This window comes from Polynucleobacter sp. AM-7D1, assembly GCF_018688455.1.
Taxonomy (GTDB): domain Bacteria; phylum Pseudomonadota; class Gammaproteobacteria; order Burkholderiales; family Burkholderiaceae; genus Polynucleobacter.
This window is the reverse complement of the sequence record NZ_CP061319.1, coordinates 1616261-1639828: the sequence shown is the minus strand read 5'-3', so window position 1 is coordinate 1639828 and position 23568 is coordinate 1616261. Positions and strand designations below refer to the sequence as shown.

The 23568-nt window shown below is 46.7% G+C and carries 21 protein-coding genes; 8 read left to right on the top strand and 13 right to left on the bottom strand.

From position 1 onward, the window contains the following. Nucleotides 1-44: 44 nt before the first annotated feature. Complete coding sequence (locus tag GQ359_RS08545) at nt 45-350, bottom strand: hypothetical protein (protein ID WP_215346984.1); 306 nt, start codon at nt 348-350, stop codon at nt 45-47. Nucleotides 351-622: 272 nt separating this feature from the next. On the opposite strand from GQ359_RS08545, the gene GQ359_RS08540 reads away from it, so the two are divergent. The 3 genes from GQ359_RS08540 (at nt 623) to groL (ending at nt 4310) form a co-directional block, all read left to right on the top strand. After that, the gene (locus GQ359_RS08540; protein ID WP_215386688.1) at nt 623-1891 is read left to right on the top strand and encodes a hypothetical protein; all 1269 of its coding nucleotides are present in this window, start codon (nt 623-625) and stop codon (nt 1889-1891) included. Nucleotides 1892-2340: 449 nt separating this feature from the next. Continuing rightward, the gene (locus tag GQ359_RS08535; protein WP_015421939.1) at nt 2341-2631 is read left to right on the top strand and encodes a co-chaperone GroES; all 291 of its coding nucleotides are present in this window, start codon (nt 2341-2343) and stop codon (nt 2629-2631) included. Between the two features lie 26 nt (nt 2632-2657). Beyond that, nucleotides 2658-4310 carry a chaperonin GroEL gene (groL, locus tag GQ359_RS08530; protein WP_215301980.1) on the top strand — a complete coding sequence of 551 codons (1653 nt, stop codon included), beginning with the start codon at nt 2658-2660 and terminating at the stop codon, nt 4308-4310. Between the two features lie 156 nt (nt 4311-4466). Here groL and GQ359_RS08525 read toward each other — a convergent pair whose 3' ends face one another. From GQ359_RS08525 to GQ359_RS08515, 3 genes are read right to left on the bottom strand one after another with little or no spacing between them, the layout of a single operon-like run. Further along, nucleotides 4467-5834 carry an NAD(P)(+) transhydrogenase (Re/Si-specific) subunit beta gene (locus GQ359_RS08525; protein WP_215386686.1) on the bottom strand — a complete coding sequence of 456 codons (1368 nt, stop codon included), beginning with the start codon at nt 5832-5834 and terminating at the stop codon, nt 4467-4469. A 32-nt stretch (nt 5835-5866) separates the two neighbouring features. After that, nucleotides 5867-6205, bottom strand: a complete 339-nt coding sequence (locus GQ359_RS08520; RefSeq protein WP_011903634.1) for a proton-translocating transhydrogenase family protein — start codon at nt 6203-6205, stop codon at nt 5867-5869. 24 nt (nt 6206-6229) lie between these two features. Beyond that, entirely contained in the window at nt 6230-7360 is a 1131-nt protein-coding gene (locus GQ359_RS08515) for a Re/Si-specific NAD(P)(+) transhydrogenase subunit alpha (protein WP_215301976.1), read from the bottom strand. Nucleotides 7361-7536: 176 nt separating this feature from the next. Between GQ359_RS08515 and mnmA the strand changes: the two genes are divergently transcribed. Next, nucleotides 7537-8652 carry a tRNA 2-thiouridine(34) synthase MnmA gene (gene mnmA / locus GQ359_RS08510; RefSeq protein ID WP_215387950.1) on the top strand — a complete coding sequence of 372 codons (1116 nt, stop codon included), beginning with the start codon at nt 7537-7539 and terminating at the stop codon, nt 8650-8652. Between the two features lie 34 nt (nt 8653-8686). On the opposite strand, the gene GQ359_RS08505 is transcribed toward mnmA, so the two are convergent. Then, complete coding sequence (locus GQ359_RS08505) at nt 8687-9301, bottom strand: glutathione S-transferase N-terminal domain-containing protein (RefSeq protein ID WP_215386684.1); 615 nt, start codon at nt 9299-9301, stop codon at nt 8687-8689. A 94-nt stretch (nt 9302-9395) separates the two neighbouring features. Between GQ359_RS08505 and purB the strand changes: the two genes are divergently transcribed. After that, nucleotides 9396-10775, top strand: a complete 1380-nt coding sequence (gene purB, locus GQ359_RS08500; RefSeq protein ID WP_215386682.1) for an adenylosuccinate lyase — start codon at nt 9396-9398, stop codon at nt 10773-10775. Continuing rightward, nucleotides 10772-12154, top strand: coding sequence for a 3-deoxy-D-manno-octulosonic acid transferase (locus GQ359_RS08495; protein ID WP_251367862.1), 1383 nt, complete (start codon nt 10772-10774; stop codon nt 12152-12154). Before purB ends, GQ359_RS08495 begins: the two co-directional genes overlap by 4 nt. 27 nt (nt 12155-12181) lie before the next feature. Here the strand turns inward: GQ359_RS08495 and secF are convergent, their stop codons facing one another. From secF to queA, 5 genes are all read right to left on the bottom strand, one after another. Then, on the bottom strand, nt 12182-13156 hold the full coding sequence (gene secF / locus GQ359_RS08490) for a protein translocase subunit SecF (protein WP_215386680.1): 975 nt from the start codon (nt 13154-13156) through the stop codon (nt 12182-12184). 3 nt (nt 13157-13159) lie between these two features. Next, entirely contained in the window at nt 13160-15019 is a 1860-nt protein-coding gene (secD, locus tag GQ359_RS08485) for a protein translocase subunit SecD (protein WP_215386678.1), read from the bottom strand. A gap of 25 nt (nt 15020-15044) precedes the next feature. Continuing rightward, nucleotides 15045-15371: a preprotein translocase subunit YajC gene (yajC, locus tag GQ359_RS08480; protein ID WP_215386676.1), complete on the bottom strand. Its 327-nt coding sequence runs from the start codon at nt 15369-15371 to the stop codon at nt 15045-15047. A 144-nt stretch (nt 15372-15515) separates the two neighbouring features. After that, entirely contained in the window at nt 15516-16673 is a 1158-nt protein-coding gene (gene tgt / locus GQ359_RS08475) for a tRNA guanosine(34) transglycosylase Tgt (RefSeq protein WP_215386674.1), read from the bottom strand. Continuing rightward, nucleotides 16666-17706: a tRNA preQ1(34) S-adenosylmethionine ribosyltransferase-isomerase QueA gene (queA, locus tag GQ359_RS08470; protein ID WP_215386672.1), complete on the bottom strand. Its 1041-nt coding sequence runs from the start codon at nt 17704-17706 to the stop codon at nt 16666-16668. Before queA ends, tgt begins: the two co-directional genes overlap by 8 nt. Nucleotides 17707-17736: 30 nt before the next feature. On the opposite strand from queA, the gene recG reads away from it, so the two are divergent. Then, the gene (gene recG / locus GQ359_RS08465; RefSeq protein WP_215386670.1) at nt 17737-19824 is read left to right on the top strand and encodes an ATP-dependent DNA helicase RecG; all 2088 of its coding nucleotides are present in this window, start codon (nt 17737-17739) and stop codon (nt 19822-19824) included. 47 nt (nt 19825-19871) lie between these two features. Then, nucleotides 19872-20723, top strand: a complete 852-nt coding sequence (gene ubiA, locus GQ359_RS08460; protein WP_215386668.1) for a 4-hydroxybenzoate octaprenyltransferase — start codon at nt 19872-19874, stop codon at nt 20721-20723. Here the strand turns inward: ubiA and proC are convergent. Genes proC through glcF form a run of 3 tightly spaced genes read right to left on the bottom strand, consistent with a single transcriptional unit; the run spans nt 20709 to nt 23568 of the window. Further along, the gene (gene proC / locus GQ359_RS08455) at nt 20709-21569 is read right to left on the bottom strand and encodes a pyrroline-5-carboxylate reductase (protein ID WP_215386666.1); all 861 of its coding nucleotides are present in this window, start codon (nt 21567-21569) and stop codon (nt 20709-20711) included. The two genes, ubiA and proC, sit on opposite strands and share 15 nt — an antisense overlap. Then, complete coding sequence (locus tag GQ359_RS08450; RefSeq protein WP_215386663.1) at nt 21566-22291, bottom strand: YggS family pyridoxal phosphate-dependent enzyme; 726 nt, start codon at nt 22289-22291, stop codon at nt 21566-21568. Before GQ359_RS08450 ends, proC begins: the two co-directional genes overlap by 4 nt. Next, nucleotides 22291-23568 (bottom strand): glycolate oxidase subunit GlcF, encoded by a 1278-nt coding sequence (gene glcF / locus GQ359_RS08445; RefSeq protein ID WP_215386662.1) that lies wholly within the window; start codon nt 23566-23568, stop codon nt 22291-22293. Before glcF ends, GQ359_RS08450 begins: the two co-directional genes overlap by 1 nt.

The following is a 23568-nucleotide window of genomic DNA, read 5'->3' as shown; positions in this document are numbered from 1 at the left end:
AGCGACAAGACTTGTCGCCAAAATCTACTTACTACTGAGGAAATTTAAATCCGAGGGGGTTTGTAAATGCTACCTAGCGATTGGCCGAGTGCCAAAGTAGGAGCGTAAGGCAGTAGATTGTCCGCATACTGCAAAGGAGCAACTACGGAGGATGAAACTGTTAAATCAGCAATACCAACGCAGCACTGAGAAGCGGTATGGCACTTTGTAGCCACTTTCTTTGCCGACTTTTCTATCGATGAAGTGCAATCGTTACATTGCTTATGCTGCATATGAGAGTCAGCATTATCAGCATGAGTCGCAGCTTGGGACTGGTGCGCATGGTGTTGATCGGAAACGAATACGGGCATGCTAGCCGCATGAATCAGGCTAATAAAAAAACTTAAACATAAGAAAACGCATACTTTCCGCATTGCTTAATATTACACTGAATTTAGCGTTTTGTCGGCCTTACCCTTCACATTTTGAGTCTAGGCATTAACTTATTGAGCTATTGAGGCTATAAACCCAAGCAAATTCAAGAAGATGTGAATAATCCATTGGGTTTGGGAAGGTGCGTTTATCGTAAAGTGCTACAAGAAACCCCACCATCCCCACCGAAGAGATAGTAGATACGAAATCCATGTCAGATAAAGCCACCAAACTCAATGCCCAGTGCAACTGCATCAGCGTTGACAAACAGAAACTAGATATTGAGGTTCATCGCCTTATTAGTGATCTGGACCTTGCTGATTCAACCGCTACAACGATAGGCTCGATGCTCTCAAGTAGCGGAGTATTTATTGACCAAGCCGCCTTAGATCAGATGAAAGCATTAGTAAAGGCGGTCTATAAAGTTTGCGAAATGCCTTTATTTCAAAAATTAGTTCTTGAGCAAGCTCCATTGATTGCTAGGCATCAACAAAGTACAAGTGGTGTTTTTTATGGATTTGATTTTCACCTAGGGGTAAATGGCCCGCAATTAATTGAAATCAATACCAATGCAGGCGGCGCTATGATTTCTGCCCTTGAAATTGGGGCATCGAAAAATTGCTGTGAGCCAGTAGAGAGACGCTTGGAAGCAAGAAATATGCCCAATGAAATTTATGAGACTTTTCTGGATATGTTTACCCAGGAGTGGAGGTCCTTCAATAAGGATCCTTCTGCCCAATTAAAGACAATTGCAATCGTTGATGAGAATCCAACTGAACAATTCTTATATCCTGAATTTCAACTCTTCCAAGCCCTGTTTCAAAAGCATGGAATCACGACAATCATCACCTCTCCAGACGGCCTCACCATTAAAGACAAAAAGGTTTACTTCGGTAAAATTCATATTGACTTAATCTACAACCGAACGACTGACTTTTATTTTCAAGATTCGTCATACGAAGTGCTTAGAGACGCTTATCTTCAAGATTATGTGGCTATCACCCCAAACCCCTTTAATCATGCAGTATTTGCCAATAAAGATAACCTTTGCATCTTAAGCAATCGGGAATATCTTGACTCCCTAGGGGTTGACTTGTCTATACAAGAAATACTCCTGAGTCACATTCCGGAGACTGTAAAAGTTTCCCCTAAAAACGAAGAATCTCTTTGGACCAATCGTAAAGAGTACTTTTTCAAGCCCAGTCAAGGCTATGGGAGTCGCGCTGTATATCGCGGAGATAAATTAACTAAAGGCGTATGGGGTCAAATTAAGGATAAAAGCTATATTGCACAAAAAGTAATTCCACCAAGCAAACGAACCATCAAGATTGATGGCAATGAGGCTGATCTTAAAGTCGATATTAGGGATTATGTCTTTGAAGGTAACTCACTCATTTCAGTAACACGCATATACCAAGGACAAACTACAAATTTAAGAACCTTGGGGGGCGGCTTCTCGCCTCTTTATAGCATTTACTAAGATTGATACGGTTTAAGACGCAATTTAAATCTCTATCTTCTTTAATTCTGAAATTGTAATTAAATGAGTTCAGTTACTAGAATTGCAGTGACTAGTTCTGGCCGATTTGGGACATTTGGAAATCCAATCTATTGAACTCCGAACGTCCGCACTAGCTTCAAGACTGATCGCTCATCTTATTGGGTCACGCTTAAGGCTTTAGTCTTTTATGAGATTTAAAAATCAGTGAGCGAGTTTTAAAAATCAGTGATCTCCTACATTTGAAATTTAAGGTGAATTTGCACTTGAAATCCTCAGAATCAGACCTATATAATCAGCACTCCCTACACGCGAGTGCTAAAACAGGCTTATTCAGCTGAAAAGCTTGTTGCCTTCGTGTTAAGAGATAGCAACACATTGATTTATATTGGTTTTTTAATTAGTTAACACTTACTAACATAGGAGAAGGAATGAATCTGCGTCCTTTACATGATCGCGTAATCATTAAACGTTTAGATCAAGAATCAAAAACCGCCTCTGGAATCATCATTCCGGATGCTGCTGCTGAAAAGCCGGACCAAGGTGAAGTATTAGCAGTTGGCCCAGGCAAACGTGATGACAGCGGCAAGCTGAATGCACCAGACGTCAAAGTTGGCGATCGCGTGTTATTTGGCAAATATGCAGGTCAAACAGTTAAGGTCGGCAGCGACGAGCTTCTCGTAATGCGCGAAGAAGACATCATGGCTGTTGTACAGAAGTAATCGGTACCTAAGAAAGGAACTCAATCATGGCAGCAAAAGACGTCGTATTTGGAGATAACGCCCGTACCAAGATGGTAGAAGGCGTAAACATTCTGGCGAACGCAGTAAAAACTACTTTGGGACCAAAAGGTCGCAACGTAGTTATCGAGCGTTCATTTGGCGGCCCAACCATCACTAAAGATGGCGTATCCGTAGCAAAAGAAATCGAACTCAAAGACAAGCTCCAGAACATGGGTGCGCAGATGGTGAAGGAAGTTGCTTCCAAAACCAATGACATCGCTGGTGACGGTACAACTACCGCTACTGTATTGGCTCAGTCTATCGTACGCGAAGGCATGAAATACGTAGTTTCAGGTCACAACCCAATGGACTTGAAGCGCGGTATTGATAAAGCAGTTACAGCTGCAATCGAAGAGCTCAAGAAGATCAGTAAGCCTTGTACAACTACTAAAGAAATCGCTCAAGTTGGTTCAATCTCAGCTAACAGCGATCACAGCATTGGTCAGCGAATTGCTGAAGCAATGGAAAAAGTAGGTAAAGAAGGTGTTATCACTGTTGAAGATGGTAAGTCTTTGGAAGATGAGCTTGAAGTAGTTGAAGGTATGCAGTTTGACCGCGGCTACCTCTCCCCATACTTCATCAACCAACCTGAAAAGCAAGTTGCCGTATTGGAAACTCCATACGTTCTCTTGTTTGACAAGAAAGTTAGCAACATCCGTGATTTGCTCCCAGTACTCGAGCAAGTAGCGAAGTCTGGTCGTCCATTGTTGATCATTGCAGAAGATGTTGAAGGCGAAGCATTGGCAACTTTAGTTGTGAATAACATCCGCGGCATCATCAAGACTTGTGCTGTTAAGGCTCCTGGCTTTGGCGATCGTCGTAAAGCCATGTTGGAAGACATCGCAATCTTAACTGGCGGTACAGTCATCGCTGAAGAAATCGGCCTCACACTTGAGAAAACAACTCTCGAGCATTTAGGTCAGGCTAAGCGTATCGAAGTTGGCAAAGAAAACACCATCATCATTGACGGTGCTGGCGATGCTAAAGCAATCGAAGCGCGCGTGAAGAACATTCGTGTTCAGATCGATGAAGCAACTAGTGACTACGACAAAGAGAAATTGCAAGAGCGCGTTGCCAAATTGGCAGGTGGTGTTGCAGTGATTCGTGTTGGCGCTGCTACTGAAGTTGAAATGAAAGAAAAGAAAGACCGCGTTGATGATGCATTGCACGCAACTCGTGCAGCGGTTGAAGAGGGTATTGTTCCTGGCGGTGGCGTAGCATTGTTACGTGCGATGCAAGGTATCAAAGGTTTGAAAGGCGATAACGCTGACCAAGACGCTGGTATCAACATCGTATTGCGTGCAATGGAAGAGCCAATCCGCATCATCGTTTCTAACGCAGGTGATGAAGCCAGCGTAGTTGTTAATGCAGTATTGGCTAGCAAGGGCAATAACGGTTACAACGCAGCAACTGGTGAATATGGCGACCTCGTAGCTCAAGGCGTGATCGATCCAACTAAGGTAACAAAAACTGCATTGGTTAATGCAGCTTCTGTTGCGGCTTTATTGTTGACTACTGATTGCGCAATCTGCGAAGCTCCAAAGGATGATTCTGCTGGTGGTGGCATGCCTGATATGAGCGGCATGGGTGGTATGGGTGGAATGGGCGGCATGATGTAATAGCCGTAATTTCCTCAGCTATCAAGCTGTAGAAACTAAAACGCCTGGTTCAAAAGACCGGGCGTTTTTTATTGGTATTGGAAAAGCGGGATTCTGAGCTAATAAAAAACCGCCCGAAGGCGGTCATTTATTATGCAATGCTGTTTGGTCTGGTCTTTAAGAAACTGATTTCACCATATCTTCAACCACCTTCTTCGCATCACCGAAGACCATCATGGTTTTGTCCATGTAGAAGAGTTCATTATCGAGACCTGCATAACCTGCAGCCATGGAGCGCTTGTTTACGATGATCGTTTTAGCTTTGAATGCTTCCAAGATCGGCATGCCGAAGATTGGGCTACCTGGTGTACGAGCAGCAGGATTCACCACATCGTTTGCACCAAGAACTAAGACCACATCAGCCTGACCAAAGTCGCTGTTAATGTCTTCCATTTCGAATACTTGATCGTATGGAACTTCTGCTTCGGCTAAGAGAACGTTCATGTGACCAGGCATACGGCCTGCCACTGGGTGAATCGCATACTTCACGGTCACGCCATGGTGAGTTAACTTCTCTGTCAATTCTTTGAGAGCATGTTGAGCGCGGGCAACTGCTAAGCCGTAACCAGGAACAATCACCACAGTGTCAGCATTTTCCATAAGGAAGGCGGCATCTTCTGGGGAGCCAGTTTTGTAGTTCTTTGGGCCCCCATCATCGGCGCCACCGGCAGAGGCTTCAGCGCCAAAACCACCAAGCAATACCGCCAAGATGGATCGGTTCATTGCCTTACACATGATGTAAGACAGAATCGCACCAGATGAGCCTACGCAAGCACCAGCGATGATCAAAACAGGATTATTTAATGTGAAACCGATTCCAGCCGCTGCCCAACCAGAGTAGCTGTTGAGCATGGACACAACCACTGGCATATCAGCACCACCGATAGGAATGATCAATGTCACGCCCAATACCAAGGCAATGGCACACATCACCAAGAATGCTTCGTGGCTACCTGTCATGAAATACATAACGCCACCAGAAACCATACCGATAGCAAGAATCAAATTGAGTAAATGTTGACCAGCAAAAGTCACCGGTTTACCACTCACTTTTCCTGATAATTTGCCGAAAGCAATAACGGAAGCTGTGAAGGTAATCGCACCAATAAATGCACCAATAAAGAGTTCGATCTTTTGTACGCCAGAATGAGTTTGAGCGGGGTTGTATACCGCTGCAATCGCAATCAGTACGGCTGACAAGCCAACAAAGGAGTGCATGAGTGCTACGAGCTCAGGCATCTTGGTCATTTGCACGCGCTTAGCGGCAATGATTCCAATGATGGCGCCGGCAACAATCGCACCAATAATCAATGAGAACACTGGCTTAAAGTCAGGAATCATGAAGGTGGTGATCACTGCAAGCAGCATGCCGATCATGCCGAAGGTATTACCTTGGCGGGAGGTGGTTGGTGAAGACAATCCACGCAGAGCGAGGATGAATAATACCGATGAAATGAGATAGGAAATCGCGGTTATGTTTGACATTATTTTGGTCTCTATAAGATCTTGTTCTAGTTTTATTTAGTTCCGGCCGCATCAGCCTTAGGAGCTTTTTTCTTGAACATCTCCAGCATGCGACGGGTGACCATAAAGCCACCAAAAATATTGATTGAGGCCAAGAAAACTGCTACCGCACCAATGATGCTGGTGAGAGTAATTTCATCGCCACCAATCACTTCGGTTTGCAGGAGGGCACCAACAATAATGATTCCAGAAATAGCGTTAGTAACCGCCATGAGTGGGGTGTGGAGTGCAGGGGTAACGTTCCAAACCACGTGGTAGCCAACAAAAATGGCTAATACAAACACGGTGATGTTTTGGACTGTGAGGATGCTTTGAAAAGCAGCGAGATCCATGATGTTTCCTTTGAATAATTTCTATTAGTTTTTACGGATGGCTTGGCCATCACGACACATGAGACAGGCGGTAACGATATCGTCATCGCTTGGGATAACTAGCTTAGCTTCTGCGTCAACAATTAGCTTCATGAAGTCGAGCAAGTTGCGTGCATACAAGGCAGAAGCATCCGCAGCTACCATGCTAGCGAGATTGGTGTAACCAATAATCTTCACACCGTTTTTTTCAACGATCTTGTCAGCTTCTGTCAAAGGGCAATTACCTGAACCGTTATCGCCGCGACCAGCAGCTAGGTCGATCACGATAGAGCCGGGTTTCATATTGGCAACAGTATCGCTGTGCAACAAGACTGGTGGCTTACGACCCGGAATCAATGCAGTAGTAATCACGATGTCAGCTTGTTGAGCGCGTTCAGCAACGAGTGCTGCCTGACGCTTCATCCAAGCTTCTGGCATTGGGCGAGCATAACCACCAACACCTTGAGCGATTTCACGTTCTTCGTCAGTTTCATAAGGGACATCAACAAACTTAGCGCCGAGAGATTCAATTTGCTCTTTAGCCGCTGGACGCACATCAGATGCTTCGATAACTGCGCCTAGGCGCTTTGCAGTTGCAATTGCTTGGAGGCCGGCAACACCCGCACCCAAGATCAGTACACGTGCAGCTTTAACGGTTCCTGCTGCAGTCATGAGCATTGGCATAAAGCGCTGATACTCATTAGCGGCAACCATCACCGCTTTGTAACCAGCAATGTTAGCTTGCGAAGAAAGAACGTCCATGCTTTGAGCGCGAGTGGTGCGTGGAGCAGCCTCTAATGAGAATGCTGTGACACCTTGTGCAGCCATGGCGGCAATATTGTCGTTATCAAATGGATCGAGCATGCCCAGGAGCACGCTGCCAGATTTAATTTGCTTAAGCTCGGCAGCTTCAGGTGCGCGCACTTTCAGTACGATCTCTGCGCCAAAAGCATCAGCCGCGCTACCAATACTTGCGCCCACTGCTTCATACGCAGAATCGGGTTGGCTGGCTGTAACACCTGCATCCTTTTGAATAACAACCGTATGGCCTTGGCCAATCAGCTTCTTAACGGTTTCCGGTGTGGCGGCTACCCGAGTTTCCCCAGGCCTGATTTCCAGCGGTACTCCTATGCGCATGGCATGTCTCCAAATGCTAATGATTCAAAAAAATCTATTTTAGGTATATATACGCGAATACACATATATATGGATACCCTTATGTTTTGAGTTATTTCACTTTAGCTCTGGAGCTAACTTGAATTAAGGCTTCTACAATGGGGTTTTCAGCTTATATTGAATTCTCGCATTTTTTGATGATCCCGCTCAATTCTTCCGCAATACCAGCCTCAAAGCCATCCAAAGTCGTTATCGGAATGTCTGGAGGGGTAGATTCGTCTGTTGCAGCCTGGATGCTCAAACAGCAAGGCTATGAAGTGATTGGCCTTTTCATGAAAAACTGGGAAGATGATGACAATGATGAGTATTGCTCTGCCCGCCAGGATTGGTTGGATGTGGTGTCCGTAGCAGACCTGATCGGAATTGATGTTGAGGCAGTCAATTTTGCCGCCGAGTACCGGGAGCGCGTTTTCGCGGAGTTTTTACGGGAATATGCAGCCGGCAGAACACCTAACCCCGATGTGTTGTGCAATGCGGAAATTAAGTTCAAAGCCTTTTTAGACCATGCCATCGGTTTGGGTGCAGATGCTATTGCTACTGGCCACTATGCACGGGTTCGACATGAAGGTGGTCGAGTGCAATTATTGAAGGCGCTTGATGCCAGTAAGGATCAAAGTTACTTCTTGCATCGCTTAACCCAAGCCCAATTAGCAAACGTTCTTTTCCCGCTTGGGGAGATCCCAAAGACGGAAGTGCGCAAGATTGCTGAGCAAATTGGTTTACACAATGCGCGCAAAAAAGATTCCACTGGGATTTGCTTTATTGGTGAACGCCCCTTCCGTGAGTTCTTAAACCGCTACTTGCCCCGTACACCAGGCCTCATCAAAACCCCTGAAGGTAAAACGGTGGGAGAGCATATGGGGCTTGCTTTTTTCACCCTAGGACAGCGCAAAGGTATTGGCTTGGGTGGCAGTCAAGATGGCAATGGCGATGCCTGGTATGTCGCTCGCAAAGATGTGGTGAATAACACTCTATACGTGGCACAAGGGCACGAGCACCCATGGCTTTTAGCGAATCAGCTCTCAGCAATAGATGCCAGCTGGGTTGCCGGAGTTGCGCCTACGCCGGGACAGTACTCCGCAAAAACCCGTTATCGTCAGACGGACTCAGCATGCTCTCTTGCCGCTGGCTCCATGGGGCTCTTGAGCTTTGAGTTGGCTTTCCCGGAGGCTCAGTGGGCAGTAACGCCTGGCCAGTCTGCCGTTCTGTATGACGGTGAGATTTGCTTGGGTGGTGGCATTATTTCCGCCTAAGCACCCCTCACATACTTCAGTAGTAATTGCTTAATTAGGCCGCTGGAGGCGCTGTTTCTGCAAATGAAGGTCTCTGCATTAACTTTTGATACAGAGCGTCTAGATTGGGGTATTGGGCTTGCCAAGTGACATCTGGGAAGCGAAAGAGCATGTAACCCAGTGCACATCCCACCGCAATATCAGCCAAAGTCATCTGGTTGCCGTGACACCAGGCGTTTTCACCTAAGGCACGGGACATTTGGGCTAATGCAGCATTGATTTTGCCCATTTGGCGCTCAAGCCAGGCATTACTTTGCTGCTCAGGCGTATGAAATGTATGCTCTAAACGAGCCAAAATGCCAGCATCCTTAATCCCATCAGCCAGAGCTTCCCAGGTTTTAACTGCTGCCCGTTCACGGCTACCTGCTGGAATAAGCTTACTAACAGGGCTAAGGGTATCGGCATACTCCGCAATCACCCGGGAGTCATAGATGGCTTCGCCATCATCCAAAATCAAGCAGGGGATCTTTCCTAAGGGATTGTTGAGGGCAATTTTGGTATCTGCCGCCCAGACATTTTCCAACTCTAGGTCTACATCAACCTTTTTTTCCAGGAGAACAATGCGTACCTTGCGTACGTAGGGGCTAGTGAGGGATCCGATGAGTTTCATAAAGCTAAGTATAGCTATCTCAGCCAAATTGGGTTGCCCCTAAGAACGATTAAAATCTGGGTTTATTGACATATTCAATGTAAAGGCAATATTCGTGAGTCAGCCGATTTCTACCCTTAATGCACTTTCCCCTTTAGATGGTCGCTATGCCGGCAAACTTGATGCCTTAAGGCCTTGGTTGTCCGAGGCCGCATTTATGCGTCAGCGTGTATTTGTGGAGATTCACTGGCTATTGGCTTTGGCCTCCGCAGGTCTACCCGATGTACCAAAAATTAGTGCAGCAGATGAGGCATTTTTGTTATCTTTGCCTGAAAACTTCTCTGATGCCGATGCGCAGCGCATTAAGGACATTGAGGCAGTGACCAATCATGATGTGAAAGCGGTTGAGTATTTCTTAAAAGAAAAAGTAGCGGGTCGCCCAGATCTATTGAAAGCTAGTGAATTTATTCATTTCGCCTGCACCTCAGAAGACATCAACAATACTTCGCATGGCTTAATGTTGCGTGGGGCGCGTGATCAAGTCTTGTTGCCACAACTCAGAAAAGTTCATTCTGTATTAACGGATTTAGCAATTGAGAATGCCAAAGTGCCTTTGTTGTCTCGTACGCATGGCCAGCCAGCCTCCCCAAGTACATTGGGTAAAGAGTTGGCCAATATTGCCAAACGTTTAGAGCGTGCAATTACAACGATTGCCGCAGTTCCACTTTTAGGAAAGATGAATGGCGCAGTTGGTAATTACAACGCCCATTTATCGGCTTACCCGAATTTTGATTGGGAAAATTTTTCCAAGAATGTAGTCGAAAAGCGTTTGGGCCTCACATTCAATCCCTACACCATCCAGATTGAGCCGCACGACGGTATGGCTGAGCTGTTTGATGCGATTGCTCGCGCCAACACAATCTTGTTGGATATGGACCGTGATTTCTGGGCTTATATTTCGATCGGTTACTTTAAGCAACGCACTAAAGCTGGTGAGATTGGTTCATCAACAATGCCGCATAAAGTGAACCCAATCGACTTTGAAAATTCTGAAGGTAACTTGGGTGTAGCCAATGCCTTATTGCGTCACTTGGCAGAGAAGTTGCCAATTTCTCGTTGGCAGCGAGACCTGACTGACTCTACTGTGTTGCGTAATCTTGGCCCGGCATTTGGGCACAGCGTTTTAGCTTATGACAGCGCCTTGCGTGGTTTAGGTAAATTAGAAGTGAACCATGCTGCAATTGCTGCAGACTTAGACGAGTGCTGGGAAGTATTGGCAGAGCCAGTGCAAACCGTCATGCGCCGTTATGGCATCGAGAACCCGTATGAACAACTCAAGGAACTCACTCGCGGCAAGGGAATTAATCAAGCTGATTTACAAACCTTTATTCGTGGCTTGCAAATTCCTGAAGATGCAAAAGCCCTATTGCTCGAGATGACACCATCTTCTTATTTAGGTAAGGCGGTCGAGTTGACCGAACGTCTGAAAAAGTGAGTCTCACTCCAAACCTTGGGCAGGTACCGCAGGATTCGCAATACGGTGTTCGCCCCAAGATCTGGTTTGCTGTTTATCAACTGCTTTGGCATCTCTTGCTGCCCTTAGCATTCCTTCGGCTTGCATGGCGCACGCGTCACTCATCTGATTATCTAAATCACTTCACTGAACGTCTGGGTTTTGCCTATGGCAAAACGATTATTCAGGGATCAGTATGGATTCATGCAGTATCAGTTGGTGAGACTAGGGCTGCCCAACCTTTAGTTGAGGCTTATCTAGAGCGTGGTGAAACAGTCCTGCTGACCCATATGACACTCAATGGCCGTCGCACTGGCACTGCCTTATTTGCAAAAGCGATTGCCGCGGGTCAGTTGCGCCAGGTCTATTTGCCTTACGACCTTTGTTGGTCCGTCGCCAATTTCATTCGCGCATTTAAACCGAAGTTCGGGCTGTTTATGGAGACTGAAGCTTGGCCAACTATTGTGTTTTATTGTGCTGAAATTCGCTTGCCATTATTTTTGGTGAACGCACGCTTATCTGAGCGCAGTGCTCGTCGCGTAAACCGATTTGGTAAAGCGGGAAGATCTTTGTTTCAAGCGTTTGCAGGTATTTTGGCCCAAACCCAATTCGATGCCGACCGCTATCGAAGCCTTGGCGTCAAAAAAGTGGAGATTGTTGGTAACCTCAAGTTTGATGTACCACTAGATCCAAGCTTAGTCCAGCAAGGTAAAGCTTGGAAGCAAGAGTTGCATGCAAATCAGCGTCTGATGGTTTGCGCTGCGAGCACTCGAGATGGTGAAGAAGCGATTATTCTGCAAGCGTGGAAAGATTTGCTCCTCAGCAATACTTTTGATGTTGCTCCATTGCTTTGTTTAGTGCCGCGTCATCCTGAAAGATTCTCCGAGGTAGCGGATCAGATTCGGGATGCTGGTTTGAAGTTTCTACACCGTACGGAATGGATTGAGGCGCCTAAAGGCGATGCTAATGTGGATGTGATTCTCGGCGACTCCATGGGTGAGATGCCGATGTATTACAGCGCCGCTGACTTAGTGCTCATGGGCGGTAGCCTACTTCCCTTTGGTGGACAGAATCTGATTGAGGCTTGTGCTGCTGGTTGTCCAGTGCTGCTTGGTGAGCATACCTATAACTTCCAACAAGCGGCTTTGGATGCTATTGCGATTGGTGCCGCAAAGCGTATCCAGGGCGAGCTTATCTTGAGTGAGCCAGTGGCTCTCATGGAATCTTTAAAAGAATTGCTTTTAAATACTGCCGAACTGGCAATGATGTCGAGCGCTGCAACAGCCTACTCGATTGAGCATCAAGGTGCGACTAAGAAAATATTAGCTGCCCTTGAACATCAGAATTTCACGCTAAATTAACTACGTTTTTAATTTCTTGGTAGAAACTTAGACCTGAGCCCCAAAGTTAGGATCATCATTGCGAGCAGCATCATCCGGCTTCTTGTCACCCTTCACTAAATCTTCACGAGTAACACCAAGCCACATTGCTAAAGCTGCAGCAACGAATACAGAAGAGTAAATACCAAACAAAATACCGATGGTCAGCGCTAAGGCAAAGTAGAAGAGGGTAGGGCCACCAAAAATCAACATTGCTAAGACCATCATCTCAGTACTGCCGTGAGTAATCACGGTACGGCTAATGGTGCTGGTAATGGCGTTATCAATGATTTCGCGGGTATTCATCTTGCGGTACTTGCGGAAGTTTTCGCGAATACGGTCAAAGATCACTACTGACTCATTGACTGAGTAACCCAGTACGGCGAGTACTGCAGCCAATACGGAGAGTGAGAATTCCCATTGGAAGAAAGCAAAGAAACCCAGAATGATGATGATGTCATGTAGGTTCGCGATGATGCCGGCAACAGCAAATTTCCACTCGAAGCGGAAAGAGAGGTAAACCATGATGCCAATTACTACAAACAACAAAGCCATTAATCCATCAATCGCGAGTTCACGACCTACTTGGGGACCTACGAACTCCACACGCTGTAGCTTTGCTCCAGTTGTTGCTGGCTCCAGTGCTTGCATGACAGCTGCACTTTGATCTGCAGAGGAAATCATTTTTCCTTCAGCATCTTTTTGGAGTGGTAGGCGAATCATCACATCACGTGAGCTACCAAAGTTTTGAATCTGGGTATCTGAATAGCCTAACTTTTCCACGTTCGATCTAATTGAATCCAAAGGAGCGGTTTGTGGATAAGTAACCTCCATAACCGTACCGCCAGTGAATTCAATTGATAGGTGGAGACCGTTATGCCAGAGGAAGAAAACAGCGGCTAAGAAGGTGATGAGAGAGACCGCATTGAGCGCCAATGCATGGCGCATAAAGGGAATATCTTTTTTGATCCGGAAAAATTCCATGTCTTATTTCTCCTGAGGACGCCAAACTTGGCCGATAGCGAGTTTCTGAACTTTTTTACCTCTGCCGTACCAGAGGTTAACCAGGCCACGTGAGAAAAAGACCGCTGAAAACATGGAAGTCAAAATACCAAGGCAATGCACTACTGCGAAGCCTTTGATTGGGCCAGAGCCAAATGTCAGCAATGCTAGACCAGCAATTAAGGTGGTGATGTTTGAATCCAAAATAGTTGCCCAGGCTTTATCAAAGCCGATAGCAATAGCTGTTTGCGGGGCTGCGCCATTGCGAAGCTCCTCACGAATACGCTCGTTGATTAACACGTTGGAGTCAATCGCCATACCTAGCGCCAATGCCATCGCAGCAATTCCTGGCAAGGTTAAGGTGGCTTGCAACATGGATAAAACAGAGATTAAGAGCAATAAGTTCACTGCTAGTGCCACAACTGAGAAAGTGCCAAACAAGAGGTAGTAGGCAATCATGAAAATAGCGATTGCTGCAAAACCAATGATGAGAGATTTAAACCCTTTCTCAATATTTTCAGCGCCGAGACTAGGTCCAATCGTCCGCTCCTCAATGATTTCCATTGGGGCTGCCAAGGAACCCGCACGCAGCAAGAGTGCCAAATCATTCGCACTCTCAGTAGTTGGTTGACCGGTAATCTGAAACTTGGAGCCAAACTCACTTTGAATGGTGGCGATTGTGAGAACCTCACCTTTACCTTTTTCAAATAAGATCATGCCCATCGGCTTGCCAATGTTTTCACGAGTTACTTCTTGCATTACGCGACCGCCGGCAGCATCTAAAGAAATGTTCACTGCAGGACGTTGATTTTGATCAAAGCCTGCGCTTGCATCCGTAATGCGATCGCCACTAAAGATCACAGATTTTTTGAATACGCCTTGACGATTTTCACCAAAGCGGAAAACATCCATGCCTGGGGGAGGGGTCTCACCAATCGCAATCGTAGAGACGATGGGATCGGCTAATCTGGACTCCAGTGTTGCTGTGCGACCAATGATGTCTTTGGCACGCGCTGTATCTTGAACGCCTGGTAGCTGAACCACAATGCGCTCTGCGCCCTGCTGCTGAATGACTGGCTCTTTTACAGCCAATTCATTGACACGCTTATTGAGCGTCACGATATTCTGCTTTACTGCGCTGTCTTGGATTTCTTTCAAGGCAGTTGGCTTAAATTCGCCTACGAGTTTTGGTGATAGCCCAGTAGGCTTGATTTGCCAGGTCAGATCAGGCTGACTAGCCATCAAAACTGAACGTGCTCTTTCAGCATCTTCAGTGCTGCCAAAAGTTAAGGTAATACTGCCTTGACCGCGTTCAATACCCTGTTGACGAATCGATTTGTCGCGCAACTGACTACGAATATCAGTGGCTAAAGAAGTTACTTTCTTTTGAACTGCGCCCTTCATATCGACTTGTAGCAAGAAGTAAACGCCACCACGTAAGTCAAGGCCTAAAGGCATCGGTAATGCATTAAGTGCATTGAGCCAACTCGGAGTGTTGGAAAGTAGATTTAATGCAACTGTGAAATTGGGATCATTTTGATCAATATTCAATTTCTGTTGCAGTAAGTCACGCGCACGCAATTGAATATCGGTATTGTTGAAGCGAATTTTGATTGAACCAACATTGCCTGTGGATTCAAAGAAGATGCCGGTATTGCTAATGTTGTCTTCAGTCAGAATCTTTTCGACTCGAGACTGTGTCGCCAAATCAACCTTAGTGGTTGGTTTGGCGGACGAGACTTGAACCGCTGGAGCCTCCCCGTAGAAATTGGGTAATGAATATAGCCCTCCAATCAGCAAAGCAAATAGGATGACTATGTATTTCCAGAGGGGATAGCGATTCATATCGAGATACTTTTAAACAAGCTTATTAAGCAGACTTCATTGAGCCTTTTGGCAATACTGTTGTAATGGCGCCTTTTTGCATTTGCACTTCAGTGCCGGCAGAAATTTCAACAGTTACTACTTGATCTTTCAATGCAGTCACTTTTCCCATGATGCCGCCAACAGTCACCACTTCATCGCCGACAGAGAGGGACTCAAGCATTGCTTTAGTTTCTTTTTGACGCTTCATTTGTGGGCGAATCATGATGAAGTACAAAACTACAAACATCAAAATCAGGGGAAGGAAGCTCATCAAGCCGCCAGAATCTGCACCCGCGGCTGGAGCCTGGGCAAAAGCGTTACTAATCCACATACAAAACCTCCATTAGTTACCAATTGGAAAATGCTTCAGTTTTAGGCTTTTAAGCAAAGCCGTAAACCCGCAATTCTAAACTGTATGGGGCTTGGAGGGCTGATTTCAGATCAATAGGGGGTGCCCATTGATGCTCTAGGGCTATTAATCCTGTCCAGGCTCTACGCCGCGCTGACGATTCCGATGGAATTCCTCGCGATAGGCACTAAATCGATCCTTGGCAAGGGAGTCTCTCACTTCTTCCATGAGCTGGAGGTAGTAGGAGAGATTGTGAATCGTGTTGAGCTGGGAGCCCAGGATTTCATTCGCCTTCTGCAGATGATTTAGGTAGGATCTCGTGAAGTTTTTACAGGTATAGCAGGCGCAGGTAGGGTCCACAGGGCGGTCATCGTCCTTATACCCTGAATTACGCAGCTTCAGGTCACCAAAGCGGGTAAAAAGCCAGCCATTTCGAGCATTGCGAGTTGGCATTACGCAGTCAAACATGTCGATGCCCAAGCTGACACCAAGCATGAGATCTTCTGGTGTCCCAACTCCCATCAAGTAATGAGGCATATGTTCTGGCAACTTAGGAGCTGTGAAATTCAAAATGCGCTCAAACTCGGGCTTGGGCTCTCCAACAGAGAGGCCGCCAATAGCAATACCATCAAAGCCTTGTTGGCTGACGGCATCTAAGGAGAATTCTCGTAAATTCTCGAACATGCCTCCTTGAACAATGCCAAAGAGGCCATTGCCTGTTTCGAGCTCGCGAAAGCGTTTTAAAGAGCGATCACCCCAGCGCAGGGACATTTCCAGTGAGGCGCGCGCAGTTTTTTCTGAGGTCGCTTGTCCTTTGACTTCGTAAGGGGTGCATTCATCAAATTGCATAGCAATGTCACTATTGAGTACCGCCTGAATTTCCATCGACACTTCTGGAGACATAAATAACTTATCTCCATTAATAGGGGAGGCAAATGTCACACCTTCTTCAGAAATTTTTCTCAAAGCACCCAAGCTAAAGACCTGAAAGCCGCCTGAGTCAGTGAGGATGGGTTTATCCCAGCCCATGAAGCGATGTAAGCCACCATGCTTCTTAATCACATCCAAACCAGGTCGCAGCCACAGATGAAAGGTATTGCCTAAAATAATTTGTGCCTTGGCCTCATTTAAATCCCGAGGTGTCATGGCCTTCACCGTGCCATATGTTCCGACAGGCATAAAGATCGGCGTTTGAACGCTGCCATGAGGAAGATCAAGTTGGCCAAGACGTGCAGGGCTTGCAGAGTCACGCGCCAAGATATTGAAGTGAACAGGTTTAGTCATGAGTTTGTCTAGTTAAGAACATCGCATCGCCATAGCTAAAAAAGCGATATTCATTTTGAATGGCATGTTGATAGGCATGGCGGATATTGTCTACACCAGCAAAGGCGCTTACCAACATGAGTAAGGTCGATTTTGGTAGATGAAAGTTTGTCAGCAAACAATCTACGGCCTTGAAGGTGTAGCCGGGAGTAATAAATAAATTGGTTTCGCCGCTGGCTTGTTGGTTTTGAGCCTGACTCTCTAGGGCCCGTAGGCTGGTTGTGCCGACGGCAATGACTCTGCCGCCAGCTTGGTGGGTAGACTCTATTGCTGCAATGGTTTCTGCGGGGACTGAGAACCACTCGTAGTGCATTTTGTGTTTGCTAAGGTCTTCTTCGCGAACTGGTGTAAAAGTACCTGCGCCTACATGTAGGGTGACGGAGGCTTGCTTAACTCCAAGCTCATTTAGCTTCTTCAAAATAGCTTCATCAAAGTGTAATCCTGCCGTAGGGGCAGCGACAGCACCAGGGTTTTTGGCAAGCACAGTTTGATAGCGATTGGCATCTTCCTGATTTGGTTGATGCTCTATGTAAGGCGGTAGTGGCAATTCACCGAAACGCTCTAGCAAATCAAACACATTCTCTGGAAAGCGCACTTCATAGAATCTGCCGTCATAGCCAAGCATTTCCACAGGGAAGGTTTCGCCCGCTTTGTTGTGGACATGGACAATGCTCCCGGTCTTGGGAACTTTGGAAGCTCTCATTTGTACCCAGGCTTGTTGATCGCCGCTAATGCGTTCAATAAGGAGCTCTACATTGCCCCCCGTCTCCTTTTTGCCATGCAGGCGCGCAGGGATCACCTTCGTGTCATTAAAAACGAGTAAATCCCCAGGTTTGATAAGGTTAAGAATCTCTGGGAATTTCCGATCGATCAATTGAGCGACATTACCCCCCTCTATATTCAGTTCTAAGAGGCGACTATCCGTTCTATTAGCCAGGGGATGCTGGGCAATTAGTTCGGGCGGGAGGTCGTAATTGAAGTCGGAAAGTTGCATAGCATTACCATCAGGTATTGGATTTTAACGATGACGACTAAGCGACCGCCAACTGCACTCGAAAAGATGGGTTTAAACACCCCTATGGCACTTGCTTTGCACCTGCCATCCCGTTACGAGGATGAGACTGAGCTTTTCACTATCGAGGAAGCCTTAGCCCTTGGAAGATTTCATTCCATCCAAACCCAGGGTGTTGTTATTCGCAATCAGGTCATGTTCCGCCCTAGAAGGCAGCTCTTGGTCACGATTGAAGATGACACCGCTTCGCTACAGCTCCGTTTCCTCAATTTTTACCCGAGCCAGCAAAAGCAAATGGCAGTCGGTGCCCATGTCCGAGTTCGAGGCGAGGTTCGAGAAGGCTATCAAGGCTCGGAAATGGTTCACCCTATAGTTCGGGCCTTGACTCCAGATGCGCCATTGCCAGCAAGTTTGACCCCGGTCTATCCCGCAAGTGCAGGTGTCTCGCAAACAGTTATTCGTAAGGCAGTTTTACAAGCTTTACGTGATTCAAGTTTGAAAGAAAGTTTGGCGGAATTTTTGCCTACCAAACTCATGGCAGAAATATTGCCAAGCAATGATTGGCCACCACTGCAAGATGCGATTACCTATTTACATCAGCCACCTGCAGATGCCAATACTCAATCTCTTCTAGATCGGACCCATTCTGCTTGGCGTCGTGTTCAGTTTGAAGAATTGCTCGCGCAGCAGATTTCTTTAAAGAGGGCTCATGCCATTCGTAGAGAAAGACGCGCTCCTAGTTTTGCAAAGGATCAGTCAGCAAGTAAGGTAAGCAAAAAAACTACCAGTATTGAAGATGGCTTACTGAAAGTTTTGCCCTTTAAATTGACTGGTGCTCAAGCCAGAGTCTGGTCCGAGATTGGATCCGATCTATCCAATACCTTTCCAATGAATCGCTTACTGCAAGGTGATGTAGGCAGCGGAAAAACGGTGATTGCTGCGTTGGCTGCTGCGCGCGCTATGGATCATGGATATCAAGCTGCCATCATGGCGCCAACAGAAATTCTGGCGGAGCAACACTACCTCAAAATGCAGGAGTGGTTTGGACCTCTAGGCATCAAGATTGCTTGGCTCTCTGGCAGCTTGAAGGCTAAAGAGAAAAGACTTGCCCAAGAAATGATTGAGGGTGGTGAGGCTCAGCTGATTATTGGTACGCATGCTCTTATTCAGGATAAGGTGAGCTTTGCTAAGTTAGGTTTAGCGGTGATTGATGAGCAACATCGTTTTGGTGTGAGACAGCGTCTAGAGATTCAGCAACGCGTTGGCTCGGAACTGTTCTATTGTCACCAATTAATGATGTCGGCTACTCCGATTCCACGGACTTTGGCGATGACCTATTACGCTGACTTAGATGTTTCTGTGATTGATGAATTACCTCCTGGCAGAAAACCGATTGCCACCAAAGTAGTCAAGGCGGCGCGAAGAGATGAGGTGATTAGCGGTTTGCATGATTGGCTATCAAAGGGACTGCAAGCGTATTGGGTTTGTCCTTTGATTGAGGAGTCAGAGGTATTGCAATTACAAACTGCGGTTGAAAGTTTTGAGCAGCTCACACAAGCTTTGCCAAATTTCAAAGTGGGTTTAGTGCATGGCCGCTTGAAGAGCGAAGAAAAAGCTGCAGTGATGGCAGCCTTTAAAGCCAATGAAATCCAGCTCTTAGTTGCAACTACCGTAATTGAGGTCGGTGTTGATGTTCCCAATGCAGCTCTCATGGTAATCGAGCATGCTGAACGCTTTGGTTATGCGCAAATTCATCAGTTACGTGGGCGTGTAGGACGGGGTTCAGCAGATTCGGTTTGCATCTTGATGTATGCAGAGCCTCTATCTTTAGCCGCTAAAGAGCGCTTACAGACCTTACGAGAGACTTCGGATGGCTTTGTGATTGCTGAGCGCGACTTATCGCTACGCGGTCCTGGCGAGTTATTGGGAGCCAAGCAATCTGGTGATGCTATGTTACGTTTCGTTGATCTTCAGCGGGATGCCTGGTTGATTGAATTAGCGCAGACGGCTGCCGAGCGTTTGCTGGCTGAGCATGGAGAGTTGGTGGAAAGACATCTGGAGCGTTGGCTTGGATCTCGTACTGAATTTCTAAAAGCTTGATAATGCGATCATGAGCATGATTGTTTGAAAGAAAGATGATTAATCCGATGCGCAATCGCATTGTTGCTTACGCCTACTTAATCCGTTTAGATAAGCCGATCGGTACGCTACTTCTCTTGTGGCCAACTTTGTGGGCACTTTGGTTGGCGAGTGGCGGCTTTCCTGAGTTGCATCTACTGATTATTTTTGCCTTGGGTACATTTTTAATGCGTAGTGCCGGTTGTGCCATCAATGATTATGCGGATCAAGATTTTGATCGCCATGTTTTGAGAACTAAGGATCGACCGATTACCAGTGGCAAGATTTCTGGAAAAGAGGCTCTGGTTGTAGCGGCCACGTTAGCCTTGATGGCCTACTTACTTATTCAACCCCTCAATGCCCTGACTAAAGAACTCTCTTTCTTTGCCTTGGCAGTTGCGATTCTCTATCCCTTTACAAAGCGTTTCTTTGCGATTCCGCAAGCCGTTCTTGGTATTGCTTTTGGTTTCGGCATTCCGATGGCCTATGCCGCAGTTCTCGGCTTTATTCCTCTTGAGGCTTGGATTTTGTTTGTCGGCAATATTTTCTGGGCTATTGCTTATGACACGGCTTACGCCATGGTTGATCGTGATGATGATTTGCGTTTGGGCTTGCGCACTTCAGCCATTACTTTTGGTCGCTTTGACGTGCTCGCAATTGCGCTGAGTTACGGTGTACTATTTCTCAGCCAAGTTTGGGTTGCCCAGTTAGCAAATCTCAATAATTACTTTTGGGTGGGTTGGTGTCTGGCTTTAACTTGCGCGATCTATCATCTGAAGCTGGTATCGACCCGCAGGCGTGAGGATTGCTTCAAGGCATTTCGCCACAACAACTGGTTAGGCGGATTCCTTTTTCTTGGAATCCTTTTAGGACTTTCCTAGTTCATCGCCCATGGCTTTGCCACGTTGACTGGCAGCATCAATTGCTTTTTCAAGTGCACCATGCCAATCAAGTTGCTTAAGTGTATCGAGTGCAGCAGCAGTTGTACCACCCTTAGAGGTGACCCGTTCGCGCAGAACACCCGCATGCTCATCGGAGTTGTGGGCAAGCTGTGTAGCACCCTCAAGAGTGGCGTAAGCTAGTTTGCGAGCAGTGGCTGCATCAAGCCCGAGCTTTTCACCACTCGATTGCATAGCCTCCAAGAAAGCAAAAACATAAGCAGGCCCACTTCCGGAAACTGCAGTAACAGCATCCATAAGTTTTTCTTCATTGACCCATACCGCCTGGCCAACTGCATTACAAATCGTTTCCGCTAGAGCGCGATCAGATGCGCTGACGCCAGCATCTGCAAATAGACCTGTAATGCCTTTACCAATGAGGGCGGGAGTATTTGGCATAGCGCGAACACAACGTACGTGGTCAAGCCAGCGACTCATATCTTTGAGGCGGATGCCAGCAGCAATGCTGAGGATCAACGGACCTGGTGCTGTTGCATGTTTGAGTTTTGCACTTAAAGACTTTGCTACTACATTGAAGTCCTGAGGCTTAATCGCCATAACTACAACATTGTTCTTAGAGAAGTCAAAAGCAATTTGATCCAAAGCACCAATGATCTGTACGCCAAAATCTTGATGCAATTGCAGGCCCGTGCTCGCATTGGCTTCCACTACAGAAAGTTGTTTGGCTTCAAAACCATTGGCGAGTAATCCGCTAATTAATGCGCGACCCATATTGCCACCGCCAATAAAGGTGATGTGGGCATTTTGGTTTATTTGTTGTGTGCTCATATTTTTATCTTATCGCGCTTCCCAAAAATAGCGCTTCCTACACGTAACATGGTGCTGCCTTCAGCAATTGCTGCCTCCATATCGTCCGACATTCCCATGGAGAGGGTATCGAAGAAGTCATACCCAAGATCATTGCTATGTTTTGCTTTAAGTCCGACAAAACACTCCCTGACAGCAGCAAAGGCTCTGCGCTGTTGGCTCACATCATCGCTGGGTGCGGGGATGGCCATCAGTCCACGAAGTACCAGATTGGGAAGTTTGGCAACGGCATCACAAAGCGTTTCAACTTCCTCAAGCGCTATCCCACTTTTAGATTCTTCTTCACTCACATTAATTTGAACGCAGACTTGCAGTTCACCCAAATCAGGAAATTCTCCGCGTTGAGCGGAAAGACGCTCTGCAATTTTGAGGCGATCAATGCTGTGCACCCAATCAAAATGTTCCGCGACATCGCGCGTTTTATTGCTTTGAAGTGGCCCAATGAAATGCCACTCTAACCAAGGACGCAACTTCACAAGTTGCTGAATTTTTTCAACAGCTTCTTGAACATAGTTCTCACCAAAGGCAGTCTGACCAGCATGCATAGCTTCTTCAACCGCTATTGCTGGAAAAGTTTTACTTACCGCAAGCAGTTGAATGTCTTCTGGCTCACGTTTAGCTGCTAGCGCTGCCAGTTCTAACCTTCGCCTTACCAACATCAGGTTGGTAGTAATTTGACTCATTATCTGGTTTGGCCTTGTTGACTGATGAGTTGATCAACAATCTCGATCCAATGTAGTACTGGGGTGTCATCTTGCTGCAGATGGGTGATGCAACCAATATTTCCGGACACAATGACTTTCGCGCCAGACTCTTCGCAGGCGGCATTGAGGTGGGCAAGCTTGTTATGGCGTAACTGCTCTGAGAGCTCTGGCTGGGTTACCGAGAAGGTGCCTGCAGAACCGCAGCAGAGGTGGCTATCAGCGCATAAGCGCACACCAATACCAATACTAGCTAGCAGGCCTTCTACCTTCCCGCGAATTTGTTGACCATGTTGAAGTGTGCAAGGTGGGTGATACACCACGCCAGGCTTGGGATCTGCACCCACCAGAGAAATCAACTCACCCTCAAGTGCCGGCAAGATTTCTGAAATATCTTTCGTGAGATCAGAGATCTTTTTTGCTTTACTTGCATATTGCGGATCATTTGCAAATAGATGGCCATAGTCTTTGACCATAACGCCACAACCAGATGCAGTCATGACGATGGCTTCTACACCTTGTTCCACTTGTGACCACCAGGCATCGATATTTTGTTTGGCGTTATCAAGGCCACCGGCTTGATCGTTAAGGTGGTAACGCAGTGCGCCACAACATGTGGCATTAGGCGCGCTAATCAATTGAATCTTGAGTGCATCTAAAACACGTGCAGTAGCAGAATTAATATTGGGAAGCATGCCTGGTTGGACGCAACCCTCGAGCAATAGCATCTTGCGAGAGTGGCTTGCCTGCGGCCTTGCATGGGGATCAACGTTACTACCCAAAGCTTTACTTTTAACTTCTGGAATCTTGCGTTGGATGCCAGCCGGCATCAGTGGGCGAACTAAGCGACCAATTGTCATTGCTGAATTAAATAATGTAGGACTGGTTAAACCTTCTTTTAAAGCCCAGCGGGTGAGGCGCTGACCAAGAGGGCGCTCAGGGGTGTTTTCTTCTGCCCACTTGCGACCAATATCCACTAAGTTGCCGTATTGCACACCGCTTGGGCAAGTGCTTTCGCAATTGCGGCAAGTTAAGCAGCGATCTAAATGCATGCGTGTTTTTTCAGTCGGCGCTTGCCCTTCAGCCATTTGCTTGATGAGGTAGATGCGACCACGTGGGCCATCGAGTTCATCACCCAGAATTTGATAGGTGGGGCAAGTAGCAGTGCAGAAGCCACAGTGCACACATTTTCCAAGAATTCTGGCGGCCTCTATTCCTTCAGGGGTATTGGCGAATTGGGGAGCTAATTGAGTTTGCAT

Excerpts from the sequence above, each read along its gene's own strand:
- GQ359_RS08545 (WP_215346984.1), bottom strand. The coding sequence starts at position 350 with ATGCCCGTATTCGTTTCCGATCAACACCATGCGCACCAGTCCCAAGCT.
- GQ359_RS08540 (WP_215386688.1), top strand. The coding sequence starts at position 623 with ATGTCAGATAAAGCCACCAAACTCAATGCCCAGTGCAACTGCATCAGC.
- GQ359_RS08535 (WP_015421939.1), top strand. The coding sequence starts at position 2,341 with ATGAATCTGCGTCCTTTACATGATCGCGTAATCATTAAACGTTTAGAT.
- groL (WP_215301980.1), top strand. The coding sequence starts at position 2,658 with ATGGCAGCAAAAGACGTCGTATTTGGAGATAACGCCCGTACCAAGATG.
- GQ359_RS08525 (WP_215386686.1), bottom strand. The coding sequence starts at position 5,834 with ATGTCAAACATAACCGCGATTTCCTATCTCATTTCATCGGTATTATTC.
- GQ359_RS08520 (WP_011903634.1), bottom strand. The coding sequence starts at position 6,205 with ATGGATCTCGCTGCTTTTCAAAGCATCCTCACAGTCCAAAACATCACC.
- GQ359_RS08515 (WP_215301976.1), bottom strand. The coding sequence starts at position 7,360 with ATGCGCATAGGAGTACCGCTGGAAATCAGGCCTGGGGAAACTCGGGTA.
- mnmA (WP_215387950.1), top strand. The coding sequence starts at position 7,537 with ATGATCCCGCTCAATTCTTCCGCAATACCAGCCTCAAAGCCATCCAAA.
- GQ359_RS08505 (WP_215386684.1), bottom strand. The coding sequence starts at position 9,301 with ATGAAACTCATCGGATCCCTCACTAGCCCCTACGTACGCAAGGTACGC.
- secF (WP_215386680.1), bottom strand. The coding sequence starts at position 13,156 with ATGGAATTTTTCCGGATCAAAAAAGATATTCCCTTTATGCGCCATGCA.
- secD (WP_215386678.1), bottom strand. The coding sequence starts at position 15,019 with ATGAATCGCTATCCCCTCTGGAAATACATAGTCATCCTATTTGCTTTG.
- yajC (WP_215386676.1), bottom strand. The coding sequence starts at position 15,371 with ATGTGGATTAGTAACGCTTTTGCCCAGGCTCCAGCCGCGGGTGCAGAT.
- tgt (WP_215386674.1), bottom strand. The coding sequence starts at position 16,673 with ATGACTAAACCTGTTCACTTCAATATCTTGGCGCGTGACTCTGCAAGC.
- queA (WP_215386672.1), bottom strand. The coding sequence starts at position 17,706 with ATGCAACTTTCCGACTTCAATTACGACCTCCCGCCCGAACTAATTGCC.
- recG (WP_215386670.1), top strand. The coding sequence starts at position 17,737 with ATGACGACTAAGCGACCGCCAACTGCACTCGAAAAGATGGGTTTAAAC.
- ubiA (WP_215386668.1), top strand. The coding sequence starts at position 19,872 with ATGCGCAATCGCATTGTTGCTTACGCCTACTTAATCCGTTTAGATAAG.
- proC (WP_215386666.1), bottom strand. The coding sequence starts at position 21,569 with ATGAGCACACAACAAATAAACCAAAATGCCCACATCACCTTTATTGGC.
- GQ359_RS08450 (WP_215386663.1), bottom strand. The coding sequence starts at position 22,291 with ATGAGTCAAATTACTACCAACCTGATGTTGGTAAGGCGAAGGTTAGAA.
- glcF (WP_215386662.1), bottom strand. The coding sequence starts at position 23,568 with ATGCAAACTCAATTAGCTCCCCAATTCGCCAATACCCCTGAAGGAATA.